The 26,282-nt window shown below is 67.4% G+C and carries 26 protein-coding genes, 1 tRNA gene and 1 pseudogene; 19 read left to right on the top strand and 9 right to left on the bottom strand.

The features are described from left to right. Positions 1-34: 34 nt before the first annotated feature. The 4 genes from ACFVWR_RS00785 to ACFVWR_RS00770 are packed head-to-tail and all read left to right on the top strand — an operon-like array spanning position 35 to position 3,043. Positions 35-670, top strand: a complete 636-nt coding sequence (locus ACFVWR_RS00785) for a SipW-dependent-type signal peptide-containing protein (protein ID WP_387207141.1) — start codon at positions 35-37, stop codon at positions 668-670. A gap of 7 nt (positions 671-677) precedes the next feature. Further along, positions 678-1,316 (top strand): SipW-dependent-type signal peptide-containing protein, encoded by a 639-nt coding sequence (locus ACFVWR_RS00780; protein ID WP_387207140.1) that lies wholly within the window; start codon positions 678-680, stop codon positions 1,314-1,316. Between the two features lie 9 nt (positions 1,317-1,325). Then, positions 1,326-2,585, top strand: coding sequence for a signal peptidase I (locus tag ACFVWR_RS00775; protein ID WP_387207139.1), 1,260 nt, complete (start codon positions 1,326-1,328; stop codon positions 2,583-2,585). Beyond that, a complete protein-coding gene (locus tag ACFVWR_RS00770; protein ID WP_387207138.1) occupies positions 2,582-3,043 on the top strand; it encodes a hypothetical protein in 462 nt (153 codons plus the stop codon). The genes ACFVWR_RS00775 and ACFVWR_RS00770 overlap by 4 nt, the downstream gene beginning before the upstream one ends. 54 nt (positions 3,044-3,097) lie before the next feature. Here the strand turns inward: ACFVWR_RS00770 and ACFVWR_RS00765 are convergent, their stop codons facing one another. Further along, entirely contained in the window at positions 3,098-4,060 is a 963-nt protein-coding gene (locus ACFVWR_RS00765) for a helix-turn-helix domain-containing protein (protein WP_387207137.1), read from the bottom strand. Between the two features lie 86 nt (positions 4,061-4,146). On the opposite strand from ACFVWR_RS00765, the gene ACFVWR_RS00760 reads away from it, so the two are divergent. Next, a complete protein-coding gene (locus ACFVWR_RS00760; protein WP_387207136.1) occupies positions 4,147-4,368 on the top strand; it encodes a hypothetical protein in 222 nt (73 codons plus the stop codon). A gap of 18 nt (positions 4,369-4,386) precedes the next feature. Here ACFVWR_RS00760 and ACFVWR_RS00755 read toward each other — a convergent pair whose 3' ends face one another. Then, entirely contained in the window at positions 4,387-4,758 is a 372-nt protein-coding gene (locus ACFVWR_RS00755) for a hypothetical protein (protein WP_387207135.1), read from the bottom strand. An 87-nt stretch (positions 4,759-4,845) separates the two neighbouring features. On the opposite strand from ACFVWR_RS00755, the gene ACFVWR_RS00750 reads away from it, so the two are divergent. Continuing rightward, on the top strand, positions 4,846-6,081 hold the full coding sequence (locus ACFVWR_RS00750) for an alpha/beta hydrolase family protein (RefSeq protein WP_387207134.1): 1,236 nt from the start codon (positions 4,846-4,848) through the stop codon (positions 6,079-6,081). Positions 6,082-6,171: 90 nt separating this feature from the next. Beyond that, the gene (locus tag ACFVWR_RS00745) at positions 6,172-6,636 is read left to right on the top strand and encodes an SHOCT domain-containing protein (RefSeq protein ID WP_387207133.1); all 465 of its coding nucleotides are present in this window, start codon (positions 6,172-6,174) and stop codon (positions 6,634-6,636) included. A gap of 79 nt (positions 6,637-6,715) precedes the next feature. On the opposite strand, the gene ACFVWR_RS00740 is transcribed toward ACFVWR_RS00745, so the two are convergent. Continuing rightward, positions 6,716-7,009, bottom strand: a complete 294-nt coding sequence (locus tag ACFVWR_RS00740) for a GNAT family N-acetyltransferase (protein ID WP_387207132.1) — start codon at positions 7,007-7,009, stop codon at positions 6,716-6,718. Between the two features lie 168 nt (positions 7,010-7,177). Between ACFVWR_RS00740 and ACFVWR_RS00735 the strand changes: the two genes are divergently transcribed. The 4 genes from ACFVWR_RS00735 to ACFVWR_RS00720 all read left to right on the top strand — a co-directional run bounded on the left by ACFVWR_RS00735 (position 7,178) and on the right by ACFVWR_RS00720 (position 10,444). Beyond that, positions 7,178-7,957, top strand: a complete 780-nt coding sequence (locus tag ACFVWR_RS00735; RefSeq protein ID WP_387207131.1) for a dienelactone hydrolase family protein — start codon at positions 7,178-7,180, stop codon at positions 7,955-7,957. Between the two features lie 165 nt (positions 7,958-8,122). Beyond that, positions 8,123-8,195 (top strand) — tRNA-Arg (locus ACFVWR_RS00730). A gap of 179 nt (positions 8,196-8,374) precedes the next feature. After that, positions 8,375-9,649 (top strand): hypothetical protein, encoded by a 1,275-nt coding sequence (locus ACFVWR_RS00725; RefSeq protein WP_387207130.1) that lies wholly within the window; start codon positions 8,375-8,377, stop codon positions 9,647-9,649. Between the two features lie 30 nt (positions 9,650-9,679). After that, positions 9,680-10,444: an SDR family NAD(P)-dependent oxidoreductase gene (locus tag ACFVWR_RS00720; RefSeq protein ID WP_387207129.1), complete on the top strand. Its 765-nt coding sequence runs from the start codon at positions 9,680-9,682 to the stop codon at positions 10,442-10,444. A gap of 5 nt (positions 10,445-10,449) precedes the next feature. Here the strand turns inward: ACFVWR_RS00720 and ACFVWR_RS00715 are convergent, their stop codons facing one another. After that, entirely contained in the window at positions 10,450-10,806 is a 357-nt protein-coding gene (locus ACFVWR_RS00715; RefSeq protein ID WP_387207128.1) for a hypothetical protein, read from the bottom strand. 116 nt (positions 10,807-10,922) lie between these two features. On the opposite strand from ACFVWR_RS00715, the gene ACFVWR_RS00710 reads away from it, so the two are divergent. The 3 genes from ACFVWR_RS00710 (at position 10,923) to ACFVWR_RS00700 (ending at position 14,775) form a co-directional block, all read left to right on the top strand. Further along, positions 10,923-11,897, top strand: coding sequence for a GlxA family transcriptional regulator (locus tag ACFVWR_RS00710; protein ID WP_387207127.1), 975 nt, complete (start codon positions 10,923-10,925; stop codon positions 11,895-11,897). A gap of 86 nt (positions 11,898-11,983) precedes the next feature. Beyond that, on the top strand, positions 11,984-12,982 hold the full coding sequence (gene gap, locus ACFVWR_RS00705; protein ID WP_387207126.1) for a type I glyceraldehyde-3-phosphate dehydrogenase: 999 nt from the start codon (positions 11,984-11,986) through the stop codon (positions 12,980-12,982). Positions 12,983-13,119: 137 nt separating this feature from the next. Further along, on the top strand, positions 13,120-14,775 hold the full coding sequence (locus ACFVWR_RS00700; RefSeq protein WP_387207125.1) for a cell wall-binding repeat-containing protein: 1,656 nt from the start codon (positions 13,120-13,122) through the stop codon (positions 14,773-14,775). A 73-nt stretch (positions 14,776-14,848) separates the two neighbouring features. Here the strand turns inward: ACFVWR_RS00700 and ACFVWR_RS00695 are convergent, their stop codons facing one another. The 3 genes and pseudogenes from ACFVWR_RS00695 to ACFVWR_RS00685 form a co-directional block, all read right to left on the bottom strand. Further along, positions 14,849-15,133, bottom strand: coding sequence for a Fe-S cluster assembly protein HesB (locus ACFVWR_RS00695; protein WP_387207124.1), 285 nt, complete (start codon positions 15,131-15,133; stop codon positions 14,849-14,851). A 73-nt stretch (positions 15,134-15,206) separates the two neighbouring features. After that, a pseudogene (locus tag ACFVWR_RS00690) lies at positions 15,207-15,728 on the bottom strand (tyrosine-protein phosphatase). 280 nt (positions 15,729-16,008) lie between these two features. Next, positions 16,009-16,350, bottom strand: coding sequence for a hypothetical protein (locus ACFVWR_RS00685; protein WP_387207123.1), 342 nt, complete (start codon positions 16,348-16,350; stop codon positions 16,009-16,011). Between the two features lie 1,037 nt (positions 16,351-17,387). Between ACFVWR_RS00685 and ACFVWR_RS00680 the strand changes: the two genes are divergently transcribed. The 3 genes from ACFVWR_RS00680 to ACFVWR_RS00670 all read left to right on the top strand — a co-directional run bounded on the left by ACFVWR_RS00680 (position 17,388) and on the right by ACFVWR_RS00670 (position 21,678). Further along, positions 17,388-19,340 (top strand): cell wall-binding repeat-containing protein, encoded by a 1,953-nt coding sequence (locus tag ACFVWR_RS00680; RefSeq protein WP_387207122.1) that lies wholly within the window; start codon positions 17,388-17,390, stop codon positions 19,338-19,340. 39 nt (positions 19,341-19,379) lie between these two features. Next, complete coding sequence (locus tag ACFVWR_RS00675) at positions 19,380-20,642, top strand: hypothetical protein (protein WP_387207121.1); 1,263 nt, start codon at positions 19,380-19,382, stop codon at positions 20,640-20,642. A 523-nt stretch (positions 20,643-21,165) separates the two neighbouring features. After that, positions 21,166-21,678, top strand: coding sequence for a hypothetical protein (locus ACFVWR_RS00670; RefSeq protein WP_387207120.1), 513 nt, complete (start codon positions 21,166-21,168; stop codon positions 21,676-21,678). 60 nt (positions 21,679-21,738) lie between these two features. On the opposite strand, the gene ACFVWR_RS00665 is transcribed toward ACFVWR_RS00670, so the two are convergent. Then, complete coding sequence (locus ACFVWR_RS00665; RefSeq protein WP_387207119.1) at positions 21,739-22,299, bottom strand: type 1 glutamine amidotransferase domain-containing protein; 561 nt, start codon at positions 22,297-22,299, stop codon at positions 21,739-21,741. A 200-nt stretch (positions 22,300-22,499) separates the two neighbouring features. Between ACFVWR_RS00665 and ACFVWR_RS00660 the strand changes: the two genes are divergently transcribed. Both ACFVWR_RS00660 and ACFVWR_RS00655 read left to right on the top strand, forming a co-directional pair. Beyond that, positions 22,500-23,285, top strand: a complete 786-nt coding sequence (locus ACFVWR_RS00660) for a DUF805 domain-containing protein (protein WP_387207118.1) — start codon at positions 22,500-22,502, stop codon at positions 23,283-23,285. Beyond that, positions 23,282-24,112, top strand: a complete 831-nt coding sequence (locus tag ACFVWR_RS00655) for an aldo/keto reductase (protein ID WP_387207117.1) — start codon at positions 23,282-23,284, stop codon at positions 24,110-24,112. The genes ACFVWR_RS00660 and ACFVWR_RS00655 overlap by 4 nt, the downstream gene beginning before the upstream one ends. An 11-nt stretch (positions 24,113-24,123) precedes the next feature. Here ACFVWR_RS00655 and ACFVWR_RS00650 read toward each other — a convergent pair whose 3' ends face one another. Further along, positions 24,124-26,274, bottom strand: coding sequence for a S9 family peptidase (locus tag ACFVWR_RS00650; protein ID WP_387207116.1), 2,151 nt, complete (start codon positions 26,272-26,274; stop codon positions 24,124-24,126). Positions 26,275-26,282: the final 8 nt, after the last annotated feature.

Below are 26,282 nucleotides of genomic sequence, written 5' to 3'. Positions count from 1 at the left end.
TGTCTCGGCCCGGTCGAGAAGAACGGAGATCATCATGACGCACACGGATGCTGTGACAGGGGCCCCGCCCGAGAGCGGTCGGAGGCGAGGGTTCCGCTCACGGCGGGTGAAGGCCATCCTCGCCGGCGGTCTGGTGCTCGGCGTCGGAGCGGCGGTCACCCTGGCGGCCTGGAACGACTCGGAGTTCGCCCAGGGAACGTTCACGGCGGGCACGTTCAACCTCGTCGGCAGCACAGACGGCACCACCTTCACCGACCACGCGACGGCGGGAACGCCCGCCACGCTGGGATTCACGGTGAACGCAGCAAGCCTGTCTCCCGGTGCCGTCACGACCGCCCCGTTCGCCGTGGAACTCGCCGCGAACACCACCAACGACGCCGTGGTGACCGTCTCGGGCGCAGGATCGACCGGAACGGTCGCCCAGCTCACCTACGAGCTGCTGCAGACGACCACGTTCGGCTGCACCACCAGCACGACGGGAACCACGGTCGTGCCGGCGGGAACAGCCCTCACCACTGTCCCGGCGTCCACGACGTTCCCGCTCGTCCACGGAACCGGTGGTGCGGCGGGGGCACCGGTCTTCCTCTGCTACAAGGTCACGGCGGGAGCCGGCCTCGTGCAAGGGCAGACCGGATCGGCCACCTGGCAGTTCGCGGCGGCCTCGCAGTAGGCGCGCCGTGACGCAGGTGAGGTCGCCCAGCAGCCGGAGGATTCGGGCACTCCGGCTGCGGGCGATCCTGGCCGGCGGGCTGGTGCTGGGGGTGGGAGCGACCATGACCCTTGCCGCGTGGACGGACAACGAGTTCGCCACCGGCTCCTTCACCTCGTCGGTGTTCGATACGCAGTCGAGCGTGAACGGGGCCGCATACGCGGACAACAATGTGTCCCCAGGGCCAACGGTGTCGCTCAGCGGGCCGTTCGCGCCGGGGGTCTCCGCCTACCTGCCGGTGCTCATCCGCACCAAGACCAACTCGGTGGCGGGAACGGTCGTGCTGAACGGCGCGACACTGGGCGGCACGGATGCGGCGACGCTCGGAGCCGCACTCGTCTACCGTGTCGTGCGCACCACCGGCACCTGCGCGGCCAGTGCGTTCACCGGCACCCCGACCTTCGTCGTCGGCGCCGCCGGCACTCAGCGAGCACTCACCGCGGGACAGGAGACCGGCGTCTCGAACGCGCTCGCCGCGGCGACGAGCGCCGCGCCGGGGGCTGCCACCGGCTTCTGCTTCGAGGTGACCCTGCCCGCGGGCGCGGCGAACACGCTGCAGGGCAAGACCGCAACGGCCACCTGGCAGTTCGTGGCGACATCGAGCTAGGTGGTCACCATGCCCCATCGTCGTCGTCGCTCGCGCCTGGCGCGGCTCGGCAACCTCGCGCTCACCCTGGCGGCGGTGGGCGGTGTCCTGTGCATCGTCGCGGTGATCGCCGCGGCTGTCTTCCACGTCAGTCTCATCATGTTCAAGACGGGATCGATGACGCCGGCCATCCCGGCGGGGTCGCTCGCGCTGGTGCGTGAGGTTCCCGCCGGCGAGGTGCGGGCCGGGGATGTGGTCACGGTCGATCGTGAGAACGCCCTGCCGATCACCCACCGCGTGGTGTCGGCCGTTCCGCAGCCCGGCGGCACCACCGCGCTGACCCTGCGCGGTGACGCCAACCCGCAGAACGATCCGGAGCCCTACCGTGTGCGGACCGTGCGGCTCGTGATCGCGAGCGTGCCGGGAGCCGCGCAGGTCGTGGTGCTCGCCTCGAACCCGTTCGTGCTCGGCGCGGTGACCGTCGGCGCGTCGGTGCTGGTGGGGTGGGCGTTCTGGCCGCGACGGCGCGACGACGACGAGCTCGCGGGCGGCGACCCCGCCCACGGCGAGCCGATGCCGGTCGCCGGGGGAGCATCGCAGGGCACGCGCATCCTGAGCCTCTTCCTGGTCGCCGCACTGCCGTTCATGGGAACGCTCGTGCATCCGTCGGGTGCACGAGCCGACACGACCGAGACCGTCGTCAGCAGCCGCTACCTCACGCTGACGTCGCTCGCCGACAGCGACGACATGTCCGCGTTGCGGCCCGAGCGGCCGGTGCGCTGGGTGGTCGGAGTGGCCGCGCATCCGCCCGACCCGGCTCCGATCTCCATCGGTTTGAGCGCCACCGGCGCTCTGGCCGCCGCCGGCGGACTGCGCGTGTCGGTGCTGGCGTGCACGCAGCGCTGGATAGGCGGGCGGTGCCCTGGTGTGCGCCTCCGGATGCTCGACGAGCAGCGACTCACGCGGGCCATCGCAGGCGCGGGCGCCGACGGCATCCGGTTGCTCGGAACGATGCCGTCGAGCGAGCAGCGCTGGCTGGCCGTCGACGTGACCCTCCCAGCTGGCTGGAGCCCCGGGAGCAGCGCGGCCCTGCGCATCCACGTCTGGGGCGCCGGTGACAGCGCGGAGACCCCGGGGCGGTCGGCGCAGCTCTCGGCCACCGGCTCTGCAGTATCCGGCGGTGTGTTCGCGCTCGCCGGAGGGGCGGTGCTCGTCGGTCTCATGCTCGCGGCAGCCGCGAGACGCCGGCGCCGGCCGAGCGCGCTGCAAGCGGGGGAGCGTGGCCGATGAGACGCGCGCTGACGGTCGTGGCCGTCGCGGGAATGCTCGTGGCGGGGCTGGGCGTGCATCCCGCGACGACGGAGGCGGCCTGGTCGCGAGACGGATTCGTCACCTCGACCGCGGTCTCCGGTGTGCTGAACGCCGTACCGACCGTTGCCTGTGGTCAGGCGTCCGGCCTCATCGCGGTGAGCATCCCCATCACCTGGACGGCGCCTCCGACGACCGGGAACGGGGTGGCGCCGACCGCCTACCGCATCGATTACGCCGGCACCGCGGGTTCGGGGTCGACCACCTCATCCACCACCAGCGTCGGCGTTCCCGGAAGCGCGCTCACGGTCGCGGGCACGCTCGTCGTGAGTGTCTACGCCACCCGCGGCGCCTGGGTGTCGCCCGCGCCGCTGCAGACCCGAACGATCACCACCACGCTCGGAGCGCTCGGGATCATCGTGGGCTGGACCTGCGCCTAGCGCGTAGCCCTTGCCGGTCGAGCCACCAGACAGGCGGGGCTGGGCGGCGCGGGGTCAGGCGAACTCGGAGGAACGGCTGAAGGATCGGCGGTACGAGGTGGGAGCGACCCCGACCTCCTGATCGAAGTGATGCCGGAACAGCGTCGCGCTGCCGAAGCCGCACTGCCGCGCGACCTCGTCGATGGGCAGCTCGGTCGTCTCGAGCAGCAACCGGGCGTGCAGGATGCGCTGGCGCGTCAGCCACTGCATGGGCGACGCCCCCGTCTCGGCCACGAATCGGCGCGAGAAGCTGCGGGTCGACATGTGCACCCTGGCGGCCATCGCCGTCACGGTGTGGTTCTCGTCGAGGCGCGATCCCAGGTCGTCGATGAGCTCGCTGAACGTGTCGTCGGTGCAGTCGCTCACGGGGCGCTCGATGTACTGGCGCTGGCCGCCGTCGCGCTGGGGCGGCACCACCATGTTGCGGGCGATCGTGTTGGCGAAGGCGCTGCCGAGCTCGCGGCGCACGAGGTGCAGGCTCGCATCCACGCCCGCGGCGGTGCCGGCGCTGGTGATGAGATTGCCGTCGTCGACGAAGAGCACGTCGGGATTCACTCGCGCCTCGGGAAAGCGCCGCGCCAGAGCGTCCGTGTAGCGCCAGTGCGTGGTGCACGGCCTGCCGTCGAGCAGGCCGGCGGCACCCAGCAGAAAGGCGCCGGAGCACACGCTCAGCAGGATGGCGCCGCGCGCGTCGGCCCGGCGAAGCGCGTCGAGCAGCTCCTCGGGGTAGTCGTCGCGGATGCGCGCGGCCGGCACGGCGATCAGGTCGGCGTCTTCCATGGCCTCGAGGCTGAACGGCGGGATGATCGACGCGCCGGTCGGGTTCGCCAGGGGAACGCCGGGCTCGATGCCACAGACGCGGAAGTCGAACGGGGGCAGGTTCGCGTAGCTCCGGTCGAGGCCGAACACTTCGCACACCACCCCGAACTCGAACATGGCGAAGTCGTCGATGAGGGGTACCGCTACCGAGTGCAGCATGACGCCAAGTCTACTGGCCGAATCTTTACGAAGATAGACCTAAGGCCATCTCGTGGCCGAATCTTTTCGGTCGTAACGTCTGAGACATGGCAAACAACACTTGGGCACAAGGAATCGATCACGGGTGGATCGCCCGCACCCGCAGCACGACGACGGCCGTCGAGAGCATCCCGCGCCGCCGCCGGTTCGTCTTGAGCGACTGGCTGGCGTCCGCTCGTCAGGCCCGCGGCGAGAGCGTCACGCGGGAGACGCAGCGCGCATACGGCGACCTGCAGGCCGCGCGCGACGCGCGCGAATCCGGTCGCTGAGGGCTGGGGTCCGCCGGGTCAGAACGCGAAGACCTGGCCGAACACGATGACCAGGATGAGGAAGACGCCGACGATCCCGCCGATCACGGTGAGCGTTCGAGACGACAGTTTCGCTATCCCGAACCCGACGATGAACGGTAGGGCCAGGCAGAGCAGGGCGAGAATCCACCAGAACGCCTGGTAGCCGAACTGCGACGCCGACTCGAGGCGCCCGCCGAACAGCCTCTGGGTCGCAGGATGCGTTGCGAACGCGATGCAGGCCGACAGCGGATAGGCGATGAGCACCGCCACGATCAGCCCGGCGAACGCTCCCCAGTGGCCTCTGCCGACGCCCACTCCGATGTCGAGTGGCTCTTCACGATGCGGTCCCTGCCTGCTCTTCGTGCTCATGGGCACAGCATAGGGCTCTCGCGCGCGGACCTCCGCAGGAATAGGCTCCCGAATGTGAGCGTAAGCGCGCTTCGAAGGAGGCCTGACATGGCTCTCGGCTCGACACTGCACCACACGCACGGCCCGTTCTCCGACGGCTTCTTCCACAACCCCGACTTCGACTACGACCTGCGCGTCGTGCTCGGGCACGCGTTCTCGGGGGCCGCCGACACCGGCGAAGTGCTCGCCGCGGTCGAGTCCGTCGGCGAACGCGACCACGAGGCGTGGTTCGCCGCCTGGCTGGGGCTGGGCTCGCGCATCCGCGCCGAAGCCGACGACCAGGCCGCCGCTGGGCACGACGTGAGCGCCTCGCGCTCGTATCTGCGCGCGGCCGCCTATCTGGGCGCCGCCCTCAACGCCGTCGCGTCGCTCCCGTCGTCCGACGCCCTGCTTCCGACCTTCCAGGCCCATCGTGCCGCCTGGGATCGGTTCGTCGACACGACGCCCGTCTCGATCCATCGCGTGAGCATCCCTTACGAGGGGATGTCGCTGCCGGGCTACTTCTTCCGGCCGTGGGGCGCCGCCGGGTCGGGACGCACCCTGATCATGAACAACGGGAGCGACGGCCCCATCAGCTCACTCTGGGCTTCCGGCGGTGCCGGCGCGCTGCAGCGCGGCTACAACGTGCTGATGTTCGACGGCCCGGGTCAGCAGTCGATGCTGTTCGAGCACGGCGTTCCGTTCCGTCATGACTGGGAGGCGGTGATCACCCCGGTCGTCGAGTACCTGCTCGGCCGCGACGACGTGCACCGGGACAAGCTCGCCATCTACGGCATCAGCCAGGCCGGCTACTGGGTGCCGCGGGCGCTCGCCTTCGAGCACCGCATCGCCGCCGCCATCGTCGACCCCGGTGTCGTCGACGTCTCCACCTCGTGGACCTCCCATCTGCCGAAAAGCATGATGAAGCTGCTCGCCGCGGGCGAGAAGGAGAGGTTCGACCGCGACATGGAGCTCGCCCTGAAGTTCTCGCCGGATCTGGCGCGCACGTGGAGCTTTCGCGCCCGGCCATATAAGACGGACGGCTATTACGACACCATCAAAGCGGTGCTCAACTATCGCCTCGACAACGTCGCCTCGTCGATCGCCACCCCGCTCCTGATCACCGCGCCCGAAGACGAGCAGTTCTGGCCAGGGCAATCGAGCCGGCTCGCCGAGCTCACACCAGCCGTCTCGACGCTCGTGCCGTTCAGCGCCGACGAGGGCGCCAACTTCCATTGCGAGCCCCTCGCCCGCTCGCTCGTCGATCAGCGCATGTTCGACTGGCTGGATGCCCGCCTCGTCTGACTGTGCGACAGGTCTAGACGCGCATCTGCCCAGAACGGTAGGTTCGGCGCAAGCGGGCGTATCCGCGCTCGGAAGCTGGAGGGGATCATCGTGTCATTCTGGGACAACTTCTGGAACATCATTTGGATCTTCTTCTGGAGCTTCGCGTTCATCGCGTACCTCTTCGCCCTGTTCTCGATCATCGGAGACCTGTTCCGCGACCACAAGCTGAACGGCTGGTGGAAGGCGTTGTGGGTCCTCTTCCTGATCTTCGTGCCCTTCCTCACCGCACTGGTCTACCTGATCGCTCGCGGGCCCGGGATGGCCGAACGTGCCCAGAAGCAGGCGCGAGAAGTGCAACAGGCCACCGACACCTACATTCGGCAGGTCGCCGTCGCCAGCCCGGCCGACGAGATCGCCAAGGCCAAAGCGCTGCTCGACAGCGGCACGATCACGCAGGCCGAGTTCGATCACCTGAAGGCCCGGGCTCTCGCGCACGACGCGGGCGCATCGGCGGGAGCGCACGCCGCGCCGCCGGCGCCGTCCGCACCGGCAGCGCCGGACCACGTCGGCTGAGCCCGGCGGTCTCGACCTCGACGCCGCGACAGATGTCGATGCATCCGGAAGAGGCGCCACCGAGGACGGGTGACGGGCGTCAGCCGGCGCGACGCTGCAGCAGCGGCGAACGCTCCGGATGCGCCTCGAACCAGTCGGCGACATACCAGCACATCGGCACGATCTTGAGGTCGGTGTTCGCTTCGATGTCGTTCACCGCGAACTCGACGAGCTGCCCTGCGTAGCCGTGCCCGCGATCCGTCGGCACCGTGTACGCGCGGGTGAGTGAGATCGTGCCGCCCAGCACGCTGTAGTCGAGAACGCCGACCAGCCGGCCGTCGATGTGCATCGCGTAGCGCTTCGCATCCTTCTCGTCGCTGAACTCTGTGGCCATGCGCTCATGGTACGTCCGTCGCGCGGGCGTGCAAGCCGCGGTAGTGTGATTTCGTGGGATCCCGACCCGCACCCGACGGGACTCCGCGCATTCGCACACCGCGTCGAGCCACAGCAGGCCAGGCCGCAAGCGACAGACGTCGCTTGCGAACCGAGATCTGGAGCTGTTGTGACCATCGAAACCCCGTCGCCCGCACTGTCGCCCGCGCACGAGGCCCTGCTCGCCCAAGTGCCCATCCGCCCGCACTCCGTCATCGACGTCGAGACCGTCGACTACGACCACGAAGGCCTCCCGTTGCAGGGCTACCTCGCCCGGGATGTCCAAGCCGACGAGCGCAGACCGGCCGTGCTCATCCTGCACGACTGGCACGGCGTCGGAGACAACGTGCGGATGCGCGCCCAGATGCTCGCCCGCCTCGGCTACGTCGCGTTCGCGGCCGACCTCTACGGAGCGGATGTGCGCCCTACCGGCGACGACGCCTCCGCCGAAGCGGGCAAGTACTATCGCGACCTGCCCCTGCTGCGCAGCAGGGTGGCCGCCGCGTTCACTTGGCTGCTGCAGCATCCCGCGGTCGACCCGGCTCGTCTCGCGGTCATCGGCTACTGCTTCGGCGGCACCGCCGCACTGGAGTTCGCCCGAACCGGCGCTCCGCTGCGCGGTGTCGTCTCGTTCCACGCCGGCCTCATCGCCCACGATCCCAGCGATGCGGCCGGAATCGCGGCCTCCCTGCTCGTGCTCACCGGCGGCTCCGACCCCGTGGTTCCGGATGAGGCGGTCGCCGCCTTCGAGAACGAGCTGCGCGCCGCGCCCCACATCGACTGGCAGGTCACCACATACTCCGGTGCGCCCCACGCCTTCACCATCCCGGGCACCGACCGCTACCGCCCCGTCGCCGACGCCCGCAGCTGGCGTGCCATGGCCTGCTTCCTAGACGAGGTCTTCGCCTAGCTCCCTCTTTCCTTCCTTCCCGCCCGCCGCCCCCCTCCATTCGTGCCAAAAGTGCCGCTGGCGCCGCCCGAAGTGCACTTTTGCCACGAGTGGTCGCGAATTGGCGGTGGTCGGCGGCATCATGTAGGCTCTAACCCGGTCCGCGAGCGTTCAGTTCGAGGCCATGCGCCCGTAGCTCAACGGATAGAGCATCTGACTACGGATCAGAAGGTTGGGGGTTCGAATCCCTCCGGGCGCACACTGGTTGAGACAGTAAATGAGACCCCCGCTTCGAGCGGGGGTTTCGCTTTTCTGTCGACGTTCGCGGGGTGGCACGCCGATGGGCAGTGCTCCCCGTTGCCGTGCGGAGCGTCGTCGTTAGAGTGGCAGAGCACCCTGCAGCGCAGAGTTGGACGGGGATGCGTCGAAGGAGTAGCCATGACCGACCGCCCCGAGCCGACCCCGTCGCAGGAACCGCAGCCGGAACCGCAGCAACCGCAACAGCCGCAGCCGGAACCCCAGGAACCGCAGCCACCGCAGCAGCAACCGCCCCAGGAGCCGCAGCCGTACCCAGCACAGCCACTGCAGCCGCAGGGCCAGCCGCCCTACCAGCCGCCGTATCCCCAGCAGGCTCCGCAGTACGCGCAACCCGGCCAGCCGCAGTTCGCCGCGCCCGGCCAGCCGCCGTACGGCGCCCCGCCCGCCCCGCCCGCCCCGCCGCGCCGCGGGTTGGGCCGCGGAGCGCTGTTCGGCATCCTCGGCGGCGTGCTGGCGGTCATCGTCGTGGTGGTGCTCGTCATCGTGTTCGCGATCGTCCCAGCGGTGAGCCGCGCTTCGGGTGCAGGGGCCGCCGACGCGGTGAAGGGGTACCTCACCGCGCTCGCGGCGTCTGACGCGAAGAAGGCTCTGACTTTCCTGTCCGACGAGCCGGCCGACAAGAGCCTCCTGACCGCCGATGTGCTGCGCGCCTCCAACGAGAAGGCGCCGCTGAAGAAGATCAAGGTCGTCAAGCCCACCGGCAAGGGGAGCACGATCGCCCACGTGCTCGCCAAGTATTCGATCGGCGACACCCCGGTGACGGTCGACTATTCGGCGTACCGCGACGACGACGGCGACTGGAAGGTCGGCGGCGGCACGACCTCGATCGACCTCGGCGACAGATTCTCCGGGCTGGCCATCACGGTGAACGGCGTCGAGTCGTCGCAGAGCCCCATCGTCGTCTTCCCTGGTGCGTACACTCTCGCAACGACCACCCCGAACTTCGCGATCGGCGGCGACGCGACGGTGATCGCGCCCGGCGGGTTCGAGAGCCCGTCTTTGACCGGTCTCAAGGTCTCGCTCACCGACGAGGGCAAGGCTGCGTTCCGTCAAGCGGTGACCGCCGCGGTGAACGAGTGCCTCGCCTCGAAGAGCCTGGCTGCGGGATGCGGGCTCACCGTGCCGGAGACGCTCAGCGATGGCACGAAACTCGTCGACGGCACACTGACCCGAACCCTGAGCGCCGACGGCCAGGCGAAGCTGGCCTCGCTCGCCCCGGTCGACAGCCTCACCGCTCCTCTGAACGTGCGCGGCGAGTCGATCGGTGGCGTCGACACGACCGCGCAGTGCGAGAAGAACGGCCGGTCGGGCACGTGTTCGGTGCTCTTCGGTCCGTCGCTCGGCGAACCGCTCGTCGACTTCTCCGCCGACCCGCTCGTCGTCCGCTGGGACTAGCGGCGAACCGACCACGCCTACAGTTGGACCATGAGTAACCCTGCTGCACCGCGACCCGTCACCGTCGTCACCGGGGGGAGCCGAGGCATCGGCCGCGCCATCGCCGAAAGGCTCGCGGCCGACGGCCACGACCTCGTGATCACCTATCGTGTCGGGGCTGCCGAGGCCGAGGCTGTCGCGGCTTCGCTCCGTGAACGGGGCGCCGCTGTGCTCGTGGTTCAGGCAGACCTGGAGGTAGCGGAGGATGCGGCCCGCATCATCCCCGCCGCTCTCCAGCATTTCGGGCGGATCACCGGGCTGGTCAACAACGCCGGGATCACGGGCATGATCGGCGACTTCCTCGACGTCGACCCAGAGGAGTCTCGGGCCGTGTTCGCGATCAACGATCTGGCGCCGATCATCCTCAGCAAGCAGGCGATCGCGCACATGTCCACCGCAGAGGGCGGGGCGGGTGGGGCCATCGTCAACATCTCGTCGGGCGCCGCGACGAGCGGGGCGCCGAACACCTACATCCCGTATGCGATGAGCAAGGCCGCCCTGGATGCGCTGACCATCGGGCTGGCCAAGGAGTTCGGCCCTGCGGGGGTGCGCGTGAACACCGTGTCTCCCGGAACGACGCACACCGAGATCCACGCCGCCGCGGGGCGCCCGAATGCTCCGGCGGAGCGTGCGGGCGGCATCCCCATGCGACGCGCGGGCGAACCCCACGAGGTCGCGGGCGCCGTCTCCTACCTACTGAGCGACGACGCGTCGTACACGTCGGGCGCGATCGTGCGCGTCACCGGCGGCGGCTGAGCCTCTCAGATCGCGGTGTCGGCCGGGTCGAGGTAGACGGCGAGATCGCTCTCGGCGATGTCGTCCGCGCTGAAGGCGTGCGCCGTGATGACACCGTCGTTCGCGGCCTTGTCGTACAGCCCGAGAACGGTGTCCTCTTCCGTCATCTCCTCCGGCTCATCCGGTGCGGTCATGGTCGACGTCTCTGTCATCCAGCCGACGGTGAATGACGCGCGGCCGTACGCCCCGTCTGCCATGAGCACAGGGATGTCGACCAACCCCACCCGATGACGGTTGCCGAGCGCTACGGCGTACCGCAGCACCGCCTCAGCGAGCTCGCTTCCGGTCAGGAACACACCGTTCCTGGTCTTGATCGTCTTCATTTCACACCAACCGTTCCAGCTCGAGGTCGCCAAGGTCCGGGGCGGTCACGAGCATCCTACGTCGGGCTGAAGAAAATGGAACCCCGGGCCGGCAAGCCCTCGCGTAGCCTGTCGTCGTGCCTGTCAACCGTCTGAATCGCGTCGCCGTCCTGGTGCTGGAGGGCGCGAAACCGCTCGACGTCGGAATCCCGGCGCAGGTCTTCAGCACGCGCGAAAGCATGCCGTACGAGGTGCGGATGTGCGGAGCGGCGCCCGGCCTCGTCACCGGCGGTGACGGGCTCTCGTACCATGTCGCCGACGGGCTGGATGCCCTGGCCTGGGCCGACATCGTGTTCATCCCCGGCTACCGGTTTCCCGATCGGGACGATCCTCCGCGCGCCGTTCTCGACGCCTTGATCGCCGCTCACGCCCGCGGCGCGCGCCTCGCCGCGATCTCCACGGGCGCGTTCGCGCTGGCGGCGACCGGCCTTCTCGACGGCAAACGCGCCACGACGCACTGGCACTACACGAAGGCGCTGGCCGCGAAGCATCCGCTGATCCGGGTGGATGAGAACGTGCTGTTCGTCGACGAGGGCAGCGTTCTGACGTCGGCCGGCGCCGCCTCGGGCATCGACCTGTGTCTGCACATCCTCCGCGGTGACCTCGGGATGAGCGCCTCGAATCATGCCGCACGGCGCCTGGTCGCCGCGCCGTACCGCAGTGGCGGGCAGGCGCAGTACGTTCCGCGCAGCGTGGCCGAGCCCCTGGGGGAGCGGTTCGCCGCCACCCGGGAGTGGGCGCTGCACCGGCTGGGCGACCCGCTCACCCTGGGGGTTCTCGCGCGGCAGGCGGCGGTGTCGCCGCGCACGTTCTCGCGGCGGTTCGTCGAAGACACGGGGTACACGCCCATGCAGTGGGTCATGCGCGCCCGCATCGACCTGGCACGCGAGCTGCTCGAACGCTCCGAGCGAGGCATCGAGCAGATCGCGACGGATGTCGGGCTCGGCACGTCGGCGAACCTGCGTCTGCATTTCCAGCGCATCCTGGGCACGACACCGGGTCAGTACCGGCGCACGTTCCGGCCGGGGAGCGACCAGCCGCCAGTGGCGTGATCCTTTCGAAGAGTGTCCATCGCGCCGCTGTCGGCGCCGGTGCGACCGAGCGATCCTGTTCTGGAACCGAAAGGACAGAACACCTCATGACCCGCATCGCCATCAACGGATTCGGCCGCATCGGCCGCAACGTTCTGCGCGCGCTCCTGGAGCGCGACACCGACCTCGAGGTCGTCGCCGTCAACGACCTCACCGAGCCGACCGCGTTGGCGCGTCTGCTCGCCTTCGACTCCACGGCCGGCCGCCTGGGCCGCCCCGTGACCGTGGACGGCGACACCCTCGTCGTCGACGGCCACCGCATCAAGGTGCTGGCCGAGCGCGAACCGGCGCAGCTGCCGTGGGCTGAACTCGGCGTCGACATCGTGCTCGAATCGACCGGGCGCTTCACCTCGGCGGATGCCGCCCGCGCCCACCTCGACGCCGGCGCCTCGAAGGTGCTCATCAGCGCCCCGGCAGACGGCGCCGACGTCACCCTCGCGTTCGGCGTCAACACGGAGGCGTATGACGCCGTCGCGCACACGATCGTGTCGAACGCATCCTGCACCACCAACGCGCTCGCTCCGCTGGCCGCGGTGCTCGACGACCTGGCCGGCATCGAGCACGGCTTCATGACGACGGTGCACGCGTACACGCAGGAGCAGAACCTGCAGGACGGCCCGCACCGCGACCCGCGTCGTGCCCGCGCCGCCGGGGTCAACATCGTGCCGACCACGACCGGTGCCGCGAAGGCCATCGGGCTCGTTCTTCCGAAGCTCGACGGCAAGCTGTCGGGCGACTCCATCCGCGTTCCCGTGCCGGTCGGGTCGATCGTCGAGCTGAACACGACGGTCTCCCGAGACGTCACCCGCGACGAAGTGCTCGCGGCTTACCGCGCGGCTGCCGACGGTGCGCTCGCGGGCATCCTCGAATACTCGGAGGACGCGCTCGTGTCGTCGGACATCACCGGCAACCCGGCCTCGGCCATCTTCGACTCGGCGCTGACCCGGGTCGACGGACGCCACGTGAAGGTCGTCGCCTGGTACGACAACGAGTGGGGCTTCTCCAACCGCGTCGTCGACAGCCTGGGGCTCCTCGCCGGCAAGTGAGCGCCGCTCGCTGAGCCGCGATCGAGGGGCATACCGACCGACCCGGTTCTGGCTAGGATGAGCCGACATCGTTCGTGCGGACGGGTCAGGATGGACTCTTCATGCACCGCGGTCGACTCGCGATCACTCTGTCATCGATGGCTGTCGCCGTCGCCGTACTGACGGCGACAGCCATCGCCGCCCCGGCATCCGCGGTCGATCTGGATCAACATCCCCGGATCGTCGGCAGCATCGACGACGTCAAGATGGTCTATTGGAGCGATGCCGACATCAACCCGACGCTGCGAGTCTCCGGCTGGGGCGCCAACCTCAACGTGGGTTCGTCCAACGGCAACGGCTGGGTCATGGCGGTCGAACTCGTCGCGACCCGCACGGGTGGTGGAGGGAAACAGACGGTCGGTTGGGCTGAGGGCGACGAGTTCACGCTTCCCCGGCCGGATATCGCCAACGCCTATCCGGGTCTCGGGGCCGATCACGGGTGGATGACCGACACCATCAGGTTTCTGCCCGGCACATGGCAGCTCTGCGCGCAGGTCTGGGATCTGGATGCGGCCATGCCTGACGGCGGCTGGATCAACGTATCGTGCAAGACGGTGACGATACCGCCATCGCGCACGCCGTATCGGCCCGTCATCTCCGGCGACCACACCGTCGGCTCCACGATCACGACGGACACCGCCGCGTCGCACAAGCCCGCCAACGCGACCGTCTCCTACCAATGGACGCGAGCTCAGAAGACGATTCCGGGTGACACCGGGAGTTCGCACAAGATGTCTGTGGCCGACATCAACCAGTGGATCGGCGTGGAGACGACCCTGCGCCAACCCGGTCAGCTGGTTGTTCTGCAGACGGTGGATCCCATCGCGGGCGAATACGGCCAGCTCACGATGAACCGCGTGCAGGGCACGAGCCGATATCAGACCGCCGTGGCGGCTTCCGTGGCTGCGTTCCCGGATGCGGCCGCGGGGGCTCCCGTGGCATACGTGACATCGGGGACGGACTATCCGGACGCGCTCTCGGCGGGTCCAGCGGCCGTCGAGGCGGGCGGAAGTCTCCTCCTCACTGATCCCGCGAAGCTCGACGAGAGTGTGACCGCCGAACTGGTGCGGTTGCATCCGGCGAGCGTGGTCGTGGTCGGCGGTACCGGCGCCGTGTCGGATGCTGTGTTCGGCGCCCTCGAGGCGCTTCCCTTCGACCACGTCGTCTCCCGTGTGGCGGGAGCCGACCGCTACGCGACGTCCAGGGCGGTGGTCGAGCAGGCTTTCGGCACCGCCGTACCCCGAATCGTTCTCGCGACGGGCGCAGGATTCGCCGACGCCCTGACGGCCGGCGCGGCAGCGGCAGGCACCGGCCGTCCCGTGCTGCTCATTCCGGGCGATCGCAGCACGGCGGATGCCGACACGGTGGCTGAACTCGCAAAACTCGACAGCAGGTCGGCGACGGTCGTCGGCGGCGCGTCCGTCATCTCTGACGGGGTCGTCCGCACGCTTGGTGATGGCATCTCTGTGCGTCGATCGGCAGGTTCGGACCGCTTTCAGACGGCGGCCGTCGTGGCGACCTCGACCTTCCCTTCTGCTGCGACCGTCTACCTGGCGAACAGTAAGAGCTTCCCGGATGCGCTGGCAGGAACAGTGCTCGCGGCGCGAACGCAGTCGCCCCTGTTCCTCTCGCCGGGCGATTGCACTCCGCAGAGCGCTTTCGCCGCCATGCTCTCGATGCACACGACCTCGCTCACCGTCCTCGGCGGTTATGGAGCGATGTACGGATCGGTGGTCTCGTCCTGCGGGTACTGAGCGCCGAACGGATGCGAAACGGCCCCCGCGCGCCGAAGCGTGCGGGGGCCGTCGCCGTGCCGGAGGCGTGTCGCTACGCGACCGCTCCGATCGCGAAGCTGACTGCGCCGTTCTCGTCGACCTGGGCGTCGAGGATCTTGTCGTCCAGTGCGACGGCGGCGCCGTTCTCGAGGAAGAGCCGGGCGCCCGACACCTCCACGACCTGGTCGGCCGGCTCCGGCGTGGGAGCCACGGCGGCCGCGAAGGCGGTGTTCTGAGGGTTGCTGCTGCTGATGCGCAGCCCCGCGTCGTCGGTCTCGCCGACCTGCCCGGTGAGGGTCTTGACGATCGTGCTGGCGTTCTCGGTCAGGGTGAGCATGTGCTCTCCTTTCAGTTGCGTATCCCAAGAACGTCCCACCCTTCCGCGAAGTGCCGAGAGTCTCAAGGGGGCTTCACGGCATTGCCAGGAAACGCTCACTCCAGGTGTCGTCAGCTGAGACGCCGGCGTTCGCGAGCAGGAGTGCGCTCACCATGCCGGTTCGATCGCGGCCAGCAGCGCAGTGGACGAGCACTCCCCGGTTCGGATGAGGCGATCACTTCGAGTGAGCGGCGGACGAGCGCGGGCAGGACACGTTGTGCTGCCGGTATTCCGGCGAGTCGAGGATCGGCAAGCAGGTTGAGCGGAACTCCGGATGTGTCTGGTCTTCGGTCGGCGCGAGTGTGATCGCCAGATCCGCCGGTGGCTGCGCATTGGGCTCGGAGCTTCGTGCTGCCGTTTCGTCGGCGCTGTGCGGGTCCACGAGGGAGAGCAGACCCCACCCTATTGCGGCAGTCCAGCTGGCGGCTGTGAGGAGTTCGCACCGCGGACCACGGGCGATGCGGCCCGCCATCGTCCTACCGGTCGGTGACAGCGGCGTCGGCAGGCCGCCGAGGTCGCGAACGTTGCGCAGCCCGTCCCAATCGAGATTCCGCATCCGAGGATGCTACCAACCGTCCCCGTACGCGCATCGGCAAAGGGACGCTCTGACGAAATACGAGAAGTTAGTTGAAGTCGTCTAGTTCATCCAGGAGGGGCCTGGCCGATAATCGTGTTTAAGTATGGCTGCGTTAGACCAGTCGGTTCGGCTAAGCCGTTTGAACTCATGAAGGTACGCCATGCCTCCCACGCGGCACGAGCGACTGCGAGAGCGTCGACGACTGAGGATCATCTCGAAGCCGGTAGGCAATCGCCACGAAGTGTCCGCCGTTGCCGAATCACCGTCCTCCCAGATGTAGGGCGACTCGCGCGTTGCTATTCCGATTGAAATGCTTCCAAGTGTTGGCGTAGTCGCGGCAGAGCTGGAGTTCGAGGCTGTTCGCCACAGTCCTCGCAACCTGCTCCCGCAATGAAGATTGGTGAGAGAAGGCTTCCCCGAGGTGATAACCGTCGATCATGAAGCTGTTTTTGATCGCCCAGAGGTCAGTGTTCGACTCTATTTGAGCGCCGCTGTAGATCACTTGGCGACGGGCGAAATACTTCGTCACTAGCAGCCAGTGACTCTCCCAAGTCCAGCCGTCGGTGTGCTGATGGACGATCACTCCGAGCGCGACGATCACGAGGGGGGGGATCGCGATTTATGCCATGACAGGCATATTCGCACATTCGTCACGCTCCGCCCCGCCCGGCGAGCGGTGAAATAAACGGCCACTTGTCCGCATCACTCCTGCGGGGCGATGTGTGCTCAGCGGAGGGCGCATTTCCTGACGCAATCGACGTGTCCGCTCGCGCGGGTCTCGGCTTCACGATCGCCTCGAGGGGACCGGGAACCGCACCCGGATGGCCTTGGTCAATATCCAAGGCTCGCCGATCAACCTTTCGGATGACGTTCAAGCCCAATGACGTGGCTACTCTATGACCTATGGATCACCGCCATTGACGCGATCCAATACGGAATTCAAGGGGGGCCAGTGCGAGCGCTGCTCATTGTCGTCAGTGTGGTCCTTCTTGCGGTCGCGGGATGCATGGGCGTGGTGCAACTGGAGGTCGCGTTGCACAATCCTTGCCGACTCTACGGTTCCCCGCCGGCTGGCGCGCGCGTAAGCGAAAGCAATTCCGCAGTGCGGGAATCGACGTCGCTTTGGCCTCTCGGCAGCGTCTGCGACTGGCCACGCGCCGATGGCCAGGACGGCACCGTCCAATCACATGTGGGCAGCTATCCGGAGACTGTCATAACGTACGGCTCGGCCATTGCCGGCTTCGCAGCGGGAGTGACCTCCGTGATGATCAGACCAAAGGCGCGCCGAACGCAGGAGACCTGAATTTCGGAAGTCGACCCGCGCCTTCAAATGAGTCACGTGCGCTTCCTCGACCGATCTGCCTGGGCAGTGTCGAACACGGAGCAGATCCGCGAGGGACCTCGACCTCAGGAACGACGTCCGTCCACGAAATTCTTTCCAGACGTCTCGCGTCACGGCGGCAGCAACAACGACGAATTCGCGCCGCCCATGGGATCGGGCTTCTAGAGCGGGCAAGCCCCGCGTAGGTGCCCCGATCGGGGGCTAGGTTCGGTGTGTATTCATACAGAATACTCAGTCGAGTAACAGCTATTTCATATGGGGGATATCGAGTCGTGAGACAAAGAATGCTTGCCGGCATGACCGTCGGTGCACTAGTAGCGGTGGTTGCGGTGTTCTCGGGAGTCACAACAGAATCTCAGGCGGCAGGCGAGCCGCCGATTCTTCGGGGCGGACAGCCGATTGGCGGAGCCTCTCCGGATGGAGAGCCCGGCATTTGCGCCATTACTGCCACCGGATACAAACTGAGCGACGGCGCTTCCCAGGCGCTAACAGCGGGCTGGTGCAAGGACCGCAAGGTTGACACGACAGCGGCATACGAGCTCTCATCGCGCCCGGTCGCGGGCGGTAGCGCAACGTCGACGGGCGTGACCATAGGAGACGCGGTAGTAGGTACCGGGCTTTGGCAGCCCGACGGAATCGGCCTCATCGACGCATCATCGACCGCGACCTCGTCAGCCCCTGAGGCCTTGACGTGGGGGAATGGTGCTGGTGCCCCGCTCGCCACGGCGCCACAGATTGTGCGGGATGTGATCGCACCAGAGAAGGGTCAGACGATCTGCAAATCCGCGGACATGACCGGCTGGACCTGCGGGAAAATCCTCGACGTCGTCCCAGGCTATGCCGGTGAGGGAATGGTGAACTTCGAGCAGATTGTCACTGACCTTTGTTCAACGAAGGCAGAGATGGGTGGCCCTGGATTCGTGGGGAACTCTCTAGTTGGCATGGTGGTAGGAGCAACCTGGGCGGACAGTTGCGCTACGGGTGACCAGACGATGAGTAAGCCCTACACGTCATTTCTTTCCTTCCGCAGCTCGGCTGGGCGGCCGTCAGCGCTAAGTGTTCTCAACAACCTCTGGGAGCCAGCCGTCAAGGTCGAACCCGTCATCATCCCGGCCGCGACCAGCAACGGGAACGTAGTCGTCGGAAGCGAACTGTCCGGGGCGCTGCCCTTCGGCGGCCCGAACCACACGGTGACTGTAACCCTCGCGGGAGTGCCGAACCCGCTTATGACGACCGTGTCAGCGACCGGATCATGGTCGATCTCGACCAACACGCTTGCGCCCGGAATTTATGGGTATTCCGCGGTCGCTAGCTGGGGGAAGTGGTCGAAGTCCACTCCAGTGACCGGAAATCTGACGGTTGCAGCGACGGACCGCATTTGGGGTGTCGACCGCTTTGAGGGTGCCGCGGCACAGTCAAGGGCAGCGTACCCAGATACCGCGCCAGTCGTGTACGTCTCATCCGGCGTCGATTTTCCGGACGCTCTCTCTGCCGGGCCCGCGGCCGCGAAATTCGGTGGTCCTCTCCTGACCACGAACACTGATGCCCTTCCGGCTGTGGTCAAGGCAGAAATCGATCGTTTACACCCCAACCGAATCGTGATCGTCGGCGGAGAAGCTGTGGTGACGCCTGGCGTCGCTGCCACGCTGGGCACTATTGCGCCAGTCACCCGTATCGCTGGCGCAGACAGGTTTGTGGTGTCACGCACGGTCGCGGCCTCATTCGGCAACGTCAGCACCGCATACGTGGCCAACGGAATGACCTTCCCAGACGCACTCTCGGCCGGTGCGGCGGCTGCGGCACGTAGAGCACCAATCATTCTTGTGAACGGCGGGCTGTCTTCGATAGACGCAGCGACTATCGGCACTCTCACCAGTCTCGGCGTGACTAAAGTGAAGATCGTGGGTGGCATCGGCGCCGTTTCAGCGGGAATTGAAGCGGGCCTGAGTTCCTCTTTTACAGTGGAGCGGCTAGGCGGCCCGCAGCGTCAGGACACCTCGCGGATTGTCAATGACGACTACTTTCTATCGGCGACCTCGGCGTACATCGCGACGTCTTTGGCCTTCCCTGATGCCCTTACTGGCGCAGTGCTTGCCGGCAAGAACAACGCGCCGCTGTACCTGGTTCCGGGCACTTGTATCCCCGCTGAGACAGCCATGTCGATTGCTGCGCGTGGAGTGACCTCTGTCACGACACTGGGCGGGCCAGCTGCCATGACCGATCCCGCCAAGCTCCTCGTCCGCTGCTGACGACACGAACACAGAAGGATTCTTATGTTCAATCGCACAATGACCGCGGGCGCCACCGTAGCCGTAATCGCACTCGTTCTCGTCCTCGCGTTCCCCGCGGCAACAAAGTCCACCGCTGCCGGTCGGATCGGTTCGAATGCATCGAGCAGGGCTGCAATCGACCCCGCAACGCTTCCTCCAATGACGCGCGTTGTCGCCCCATTTGACCATCCCATTAGGGTCGAAGAAGCGGTGCAACTCGCGAGCGATCGTGGCGTTTCGATCGCGGGTGTCCGGGTGGAGAACCCAACAGCCGAAGCCGAATACACGCTGACCCCTGACCTCACGGCAGCCGAGTTCGTCGAGTGGTTCGAAGGCGAGTTTGGAGTATCACCTCAAGCTGTGGGATGGATTCGAAACATCGAACGCCCTGTAAATGCAAACGGCACTCTCGCCGATATTCCCGATGAGGCAGCGGTCATAACCGGACTGCCCGAGGCCGTTGCTGCACCGACAAAAGAGGAAAGTTCTGCCGATCAACTCCGCGAGTGGGCTGAAGCGGAGGCCGGAAGCGTCCCCTCTGGCAAATCAAGCACAACGGCTATAGAGCCTCGTGGAAGCACTGGTGTCGGATGGCGGCCCAATACGGTCGAAGTCGACATTGAACCATCGTCAAGCACGACACTCCAGTTCCGGCAGTACGCGTACTGGGGCAACGGAAGTTCTCCCATGAACACCTATCCGGGATTTGGCCTGGAGTTCCAGATGGACCTCTTCAATAACGCAACCGGAACCCGCCTTCCCGGCGACATCGGATGTTCGGGTTCTCATAATGGGAAAGACGCATTCATTGCCAAGAACTATGCATACCCGGCATGGGGCGTGACAGCCGGGCAATCGAACCTGAAGAGTGCCGTGAGCGCCTACGCTGACTACAACGACATCTTCGACTCCTGCGGCCGAAACTCGATGTCCATCGGGATGCGCTATCCCCATGAAATTCCGTCGTTTGCCCCGACCAAATACACCGTTCTCATCACGATCCTTGCCTCCAGGGGGAATAGCACCTCGAGCCGACTTGGATCGAGTATTCAGCAAGTCAATGACGGGAGCTGCATAGTGCCCGGAGTTGCTCTTACCGACTGCATGGGCGTAACAAACGGAGCGCCACCGGGCGGTTGGGACCGCGAAGGCTCGCGCGCCATCCTCAATGAGAATCGCAGATGGGTCGCAGCTCCCAGTCGATGCTGGGTATCTAACGCGTTCGGATATGGGTCACCTGTCCCCACCGTCCCTGGCACCAGTGACGGGTGCTACCACTGACATACGCAGGCCGATCGATTCCGGCACAGCTCACCGCGAGACTGAACCTTGTGCGTGGGGAGAGGCCGCGAGGTCAGCGATCGCAGCGTATCGATCCCAGGCTGCGGAAGCACCTGGTCGGTGATCGCGTTGAGAGGAGCCGGGAGACGTTGATGAACTATGGCTGGAGGCCAGGATGTTGAAGACGATGTAGTCGATCGGCTCCTGGCCGACGATCGCGGCGGCACGCCAACGAGCTTGGGCTCGTAGCGGCTCGTCCCGGGCGGCGCTGACGGTTTTGGTAGTCTTTCGGACCCTTTGGCGAGGGGGCTTTAGTCAATCGCCGGTCCTCAACGCCTCAGGCGGGCGCACAGCGACGGTGGAGCGGTCGAGATCAGCGAGGAGGTCGCAGTCGTCGACGTAGCGATGCAGGGGCGTTTCCGTGTCATGAGGCCTGAGAGAGTGCTCTAGGCGCTGGGACGACCAACTGGGCCAGTTCCGGACCCTTTACACCTCGGACAGCCTGCGCGGGTGCTTTCTGGAAGTGCTGGCGAAGCTGCAGCTCTCCAGCAGGCTAGAGACTGAGCTCGACGACTTCGATGACGACGACGCCAGCGTTGGCGTGCACGCCGAAGGCGGAAGCGGCGAAGTCGGGTACTCCTGGTTGAACGGCCGGAGGTATGGCGAAGCCGAGCAGTCAGGGCGGTACTGCTTCATCACGCACTCCGAAAGCATCGCCGCGCTGAAGACCGGCTATCGCTTCGACCGCCACGACATCGCGCTGGCGGACGTCGACAGCGGCTTGCTGAAGGACGCCCGCGATCGAGTGCTCACGCGTTCGATCGCGCACTGGGTCTACGACCTCCGCGACCATGACCGTAATGAGCTCGTCAACGGGATCGAGTTCCATTCTCGGCACGGTGACGAGATCCGCATGTGGGCGGTGTTCGAGCGCTCGGACGATGAGCGGCGAAGCGGCCACATCGACCCGCAGGGCAAGTCGCAGCGCGTCACCCGGGAAGCCGACGACCTGATACCCGCGGGTGCGGCAAGCTGACCAGGTCCAGCCGGTAAGCGGTCCGTGCTGCTGGCTGGGTGCGAGCGGACTGGATGGATGTCAGTCGATGCTCGGGCCCCCGCCCAGGGCCTCGAGGAACGCCTTGTTGAACGCCGGCAGGTCGTCGGGCTTGCGCGAGGAGACGAGCGTGAACGCACCCTCGTCGACCACCACTTCCCGGTCGACCCAGTCGGCGCCGGCGTTGCGGTAGTCGGTCTGCAGGCTCGGCCAGCTGGTGAGCATGCGACCCTTCACGATGTCGGCCTCGATCAGCACCCAGCCGCCGTGGCAGATCACTCCGATCGGCTTTCCCGCCTCCGCGAACGACGACAGCAGGGCGACCGCCTCGGGCTGCGTGCGCACCTCGTCACCGTTCGCCACGCCTCCGGGCAGCATCACCGCGTCGAAGTCGGCGACGGATGCGTCGGCGAGCGTCACGTCGACGGGGAACGTGTCGCCCTTGTCCAGATGGTTGAACGCCTGCACCTCGCCGGCCTCGGCCGACACGAGCACGGGGGTGCCGCCGGCATCCTTCACGGCCTGCCACGGCTCGACCAGCTCCGCCTGCTCGATGCCCTCTTTCGCGACGACGAACGCGATCTTCTTTCCGTCCACTGTCATGGTGTCCTCCTTGTGTTCGGTAACACCTGTACGCCACCGGAACGACAGCGTGAACCCCCACGGGCCGGGCGGTCTCCAGCCCAGGCGGGCGCGCCGGGACTAGGCTTGCCCGCGAACGCAAGCAGCCCAACGAGGGGGTTCTCTTGGCTCCGACCGATTCACATTCCGGACATCCTGCATCCACGAGCGGCGAAGCACGGGTGCCCCTGTGGGCGCCGCACTACGACGCCCCGCTGGGCGTCGCGTTCTCACGGTTCTGGACGAAGTACGCCCGGTTCGACGGGCGCGCGAGCCGCGCCGAGTACTGGTGGTGGCAGCTCGCGCAGGCGGTCGTGCTGTTCGTGCTGTTCATCGTCACCCTCGGCGGCGGGCTGGCCGGAGCCACGGTCACGGCCGACGGGCGCTCCGAGCCGGGGCCCGGAATCTACGTCGGCGGCTCGCTGCTCCTCCTCTGGTGGCTGGCGACGCTCGTGCCGAGCCTGTCTCTTCTCGCCCGACGCCTGCACGACGTCAACCTCAGCGGCTGGCTCATCCTCATCGGCCTCGTGCCCTACCTCGGCGGGATCGCACTGCTCGTGATGACCCTCCTCTCACCGAACCCGTACGGTGCGCGCTTCGACCGACCCGACGACGAGGTGCCCGGCTACGTGCCCGTCGTCCCGGTGTCGCCCACCTACCACCCAGCCGGACCGACCGGCCCCGGCGGACCGGCGAGCCATCCGCCGCAGCCGCCCCAGCAGTTCCCGGCTCAGCCCTATCCTGGGCCGCCGTTCGCCGGTGGCCAGCGATCCGGGGGCCACTACCCGGGCGAGCCCGTTCCCGGGCAGGGGCAGGTCTACCCGCCCGCACCGCCGCCGGGCCCGCCCGCGCCGCCGTCCGGCCCGCCTGCGCCGCCGTCGGGCCCGCCTGCGCCGCCGCCCGTGCCGCCGGAGGGTCCGGCACCGACCCCGCCACCGCCCTCCGGCCCCGAAGCGCCTCGACCGTGAGCGCGGTCAGGGTGCCGAACCTCGCACTCAACGACGGCAACAGCATCCCGCAGCTCGGTTTCGGCGTCTACAAGATCCCGGAGGCCGAGACGGCGGACGCCGTGCTCACCGCCCTGGAGGCCGGATACCGTCATATCGACACCGCGAGCTTCTACGAGAACGAGCGTGGCGTGGGTGAAGGGGTGCGCCGCAGCGGACTGCCTCGCGACGACGTGTTCGTGACCACCAAGGTCTGGTGGACAGACAACGGCTACGACTCGACGATGCGATCGTTCGACGCCAGCGTCGACCGCCTGGGCTTCGACATCGTCGACCTGTTCCTCATCCACTGGCCCGCCCCGCAGCATGACAGGTACGTGGAGTCGTGGCACGCGCTCGAACGGGTCCGCGACGACGGACGGGCCCGCTCCATCGGCGTCGCCAACTTCCACACGCACCATCTCGACCGTCTTGCGAGCGAGTCGGGCACGGTTCCGGCCGTGAACCAGGTGGAACTGCATCCGTGGCTGCCGCAGCACGAGGTGCGCGACTACGACCGCGAGCACGGCATCGTCACCGAAGCCTGGTCGCCGCTCGCCCGGGGGCGCATCCTGGGCAACGAGCCGCTGGCCGCGCTCGCCGTGAAACACGGGGTCACCCCCGCTCAGATCGTGATCCGCTGGCAGCTCGAGCTCGGCAACGTGGTCATCCCGAAGTCCGTCTCGCCCGAACGCATCCGCCAGAACCTCGACGTGTTCGGATTCGAGCTCGACACCGCCGACCACGCAGTCATCGCGGGGCTCGAAACCGGTGAACGCACCGGCCGCGACCCCGACGACCTCGGCTGACCCGACCTCGCTTATTCGCCGGTGGGATGCGCGCCGACCGCGTCGACGAGCCAGGCGTAGGCGAACGCACGCTCTCGCCAGGCGGAGTACCGCCCTGAGACGCCGCCGTGCCCGGCCGCCATCTCGACCTTGAGCAGCGCATCCGCCCCCACCTCGCGCAACCGGGCCACCCACTTCGCCGGCTCGACGTAGAGCACGCGGGTGTCGTTGAGGCTCGTGACGGCGAGGATGCGCGGATACCGCGTCTCATGCACGTTCTCCAGCGGCGAGTACGACTTCATGTACGCATAGACCTCGGGGTCGTGCAGCGGGTCGCCCCACTCGTCCCATTCGATCACCGTGAGAGGCAGCGACGGGTCGAGGATGCTGGTCAGCGGGTCGACGAACGGCACCTCCGCGAGAATGCCGGAGAAGTACTTCGGCGCGAGGTTGGCCACCGCGCCCATCAGCAGGCCGCCGGCGCTTCCGCCCTGCGCCGCGAGACGGTCGGGCGCCGTCCACCCTGTGTCGATGAGGTGCCGTGCGCTGTCGACGAAGTCGGTGAAGGTGTTCTTCTTGTGCAGCTTCTTGCCGTGCTCGTACCAGAGCCGCCCCAACTCACCGCCGCCGCGCACATGGGCGATGGCGAACACGATGCCGCGGTCGAGCAGGCTCAGGCGCGGGATGCCGAACGACGGGTCCATGCTCGCCTCGTAGGAGCCGTAGCCGTAGAGCACCAGCGGCGCCGGCTCGCCCGGCGTGACCAGGTCGCGCCGGTAGACCAGGGAGATCGGGATGCGCGTGCCGTCTTGCGCCGTCGCCCACTCCCGGCGCTGCTCGAAGAGGGCGGGGTCGAACTCGCCGAGCACGGCCTGCTGCTTGCGGAGCAGCAGCTCGCGCGTGCGCACGTCGTAGTCGTAGACGGTCGACGGCGTGACGAAGCTGCCGTAGCCGAGGCGGAGGGTCGGCTGCGTCCACTCGGGGTTGCCGCCGGCGCCGACCGTGAAGAGCGGCTCGTCGAAGTGCAGTTCGTGCAGGGTGTCGTCGTCGGAGCGATCCTTCTCGGGGATGCAGGCGACGGCCAGGCGCGTGAGCCCGTCCCGTCTGTACTCGACAGCGACGAAGTCGCGGAAAGCGTCGACGCTCTCCAGCCGCACGTCGGGATTGTGGGGAAGCAGCGTGCGCCTCGGCCCCTGGGGGTCGTCCGCCGACACGCTCACGAGCTCGAAGTTCACGGCGCCGTCGTTGTGCACGAGGAGGAGCCGGTCGCGTCCGGCGACGATCGCGTGGTCGATGTCGTATTCGACGCCCTCCTTGCGCGGCCACACGACGGTGAACTCGCCGGTCGGGTCGTCGGAGCGCAACAGCCAGGCCTCGCTGGTGATGTTCGAGCCGAGCTCGATGACGAGGAAGTCGCGGCTGCGGGTGAGCCCCACACCGACCCAGTACCTGTCGTCGGGCTCATGGAACACCTTCGCGTCCGCGCGCGATCCGTCGGACTCCACCGTAGGGCCGATGCCGACCGGATGCCGCCAGACGGTATCCGGTCGCCACGACTCGTCGACCGTCGTGTAGAAGACGTAGTCGCCGCTGCCGTCGAACAGCGCGCCCGAGCCCGTGTCGGCGATCTCGTCGGGGAACACCGCACCGTCGTCGACCAGCGACCGGATGCGGATCGTGTACCGCTCGTCGCCCTCGGTGTCGACGGCCCAGAGCAGTCGTGTGCCGTCGGCACTCACATCGAAGCTGCCGAGGGAGTAGAAGTCGTGCCCCTCCGACTCGACGTTGTCGTCGAGCAGCACCTGTTCGCCGGGCAGCCCGTTGACCTGCGCGTGCTCGTCGAGGGCGGGCGGCTCCCAGTCGTCGGGAGAAGCGATCGGGGCGCGGCAGTGGATGCCGTACTGCTGGCCCTCGACCGTGCGGGTGTAGTACCACCAGTCGCCCTCGCGGGTGGGAACGCTCAGATCGGTCTCGCGCGTGCGACCCTTGATCTCCTCGAAGATCTGCTCGCGCAGCAGCGACAGGTTCTCGGTGCGCGCGTTCGTGTACGCGTTCTCCTCGTGCAGATGCGCTTGCACCTCGGGGTCGTCCTTCTCCCGGAGCCACTCGTAGTCGTCGATGTACACGTCGCCGTGCTGAACGCGTTCGGTCGGCTTCTTCGCGGTCTCGGGAGGCTGGATCATTGCTTCAG

It is taken from the genome of Leifsonia sp. NPDC058292 (genome assembly GCF_042880955.1).
Lineage (GTDB): Bacteria > Actinomycetota > Actinomycetes > Actinomycetales > Microbacteriaceae > Leifsonia.
This window is presented reverse-complemented; position numbering and strand designations above follow the sequence as displayed.

Bases quoted from the DNA above. Each gene is read 5' to 3' on its own strand.
- ACFVWR_RS00680 (WP_387207122.1), top strand. From the start codon at position 17,388: ATGACCGTCGGTGCACTAGTAGCGGTGGTTGCGGTGTTCTCGGGAGTC.
- ACFVWR_RS00740 (WP_387207132.1), bottom strand. From the start codon at position 7,009: ATGGCCACAGAGTTCAGCGACGAGAAGGATGCGAAGCGCTACGCGATG.
- ACFVWR_RS00650 (WP_387207116.1), bottom strand. From the start codon at position 26,274: ATGATCCAGCCTCCCGAGACCGCGAAGAAGCCGACCGAACGCGTTCAG.
- ACFVWR_RS00785 (WP_387207141.1), top strand. From the start codon at position 35: ATGACGCACACGGATGCTGTGACAGGGGCCCCGCCCGAGAGCGGTCGG.
- ACFVWR_RS00700 (WP_387207125.1), top strand. From the start codon at position 13,120: ATGGCTGTCGCCGTCGCCGTACTGACGGCGACAGCCATCGCCGCCCCG.
- ACFVWR_RS00725 (WP_387207130.1), top strand. From the start codon at position 8,375: ATGACCGACCGCCCCGAGCCGACCCCGTCGCAGGAACCGCAGCCGGAA.
- ACFVWR_RS00760 (WP_387207136.1), top strand. From the start codon at position 4,147: ATGGCAAACAACACTTGGGCACAAGGAATCGATCACGGGTGGATCGCC.
- ACFVWR_RS00770 (WP_387207138.1), top strand. From the start codon at position 2,582: ATGAGACGCGCGCTGACGGTCGTGGCCGTCGCGGGAATGCTCGTGGCG.
- ACFVWR_RS00695 (WP_387207124.1), bottom strand. From the start codon at position 15,133: ATGCTCACCCTGACCGAGAACGCCAGCACGATCGTCAAGACCCTCACC.
- ACFVWR_RS00675 (WP_387207121.1), top strand. From the start codon at position 19,380: ATGACCGCGGGCGCCACCGTAGCCGTAATCGCACTCGTTCTCGTCCTC.
- ACFVWR_RS00750 (WP_387207134.1), top strand. From the start codon at position 4,846: ATGGCTCTCGGCTCGACACTGCACCACACGCACGGCCCGTTCTCCGAC.
- ACFVWR_RS00720 (WP_387207129.1), top strand. From the start codon at position 9,680: ATGAGTAACCCTGCTGCACCGCGACCCGTCACCGTCGTCACCGGGGGG.
- ACFVWR_RS00755 (WP_387207135.1), bottom strand. From the start codon at position 4,758: ATGAGCACGAAGAGCAGGCAGGGACCGCATCGTGAAGAGCCACTCGAC.
- gap (WP_387207126.1), top strand. From the start codon at position 11,984: ATGACCCGCATCGCCATCAACGGATTCGGCCGCATCGGCCGCAACGTT.
- ACFVWR_RS00715 (WP_387207128.1), bottom strand. From the start codon at position 10,806: ATGAAGACGATCAAGACCAGGAACGGTGTGTTCCTGACCGGAAGCGAG.
- ACFVWR_RS00765 (WP_387207137.1), bottom strand. From the start codon at position 4,060: ATGCTGCACTCGGTAGCGGTACCCCTCATCGACGACTTCGCCATGTTC.
- ACFVWR_RS00665 (WP_387207119.1), bottom strand. From the start codon at position 22,299: ATGACAGTGGACGGAAAGAAGATCGCGTTCGTCGTCGCGAAAGAGGGC.
- ACFVWR_RS00775 (WP_387207139.1), top strand. From the start codon at position 1,326: ATGCCCCATCGTCGTCGTCGCTCGCGCCTGGCGCGGCTCGGCAACCTC.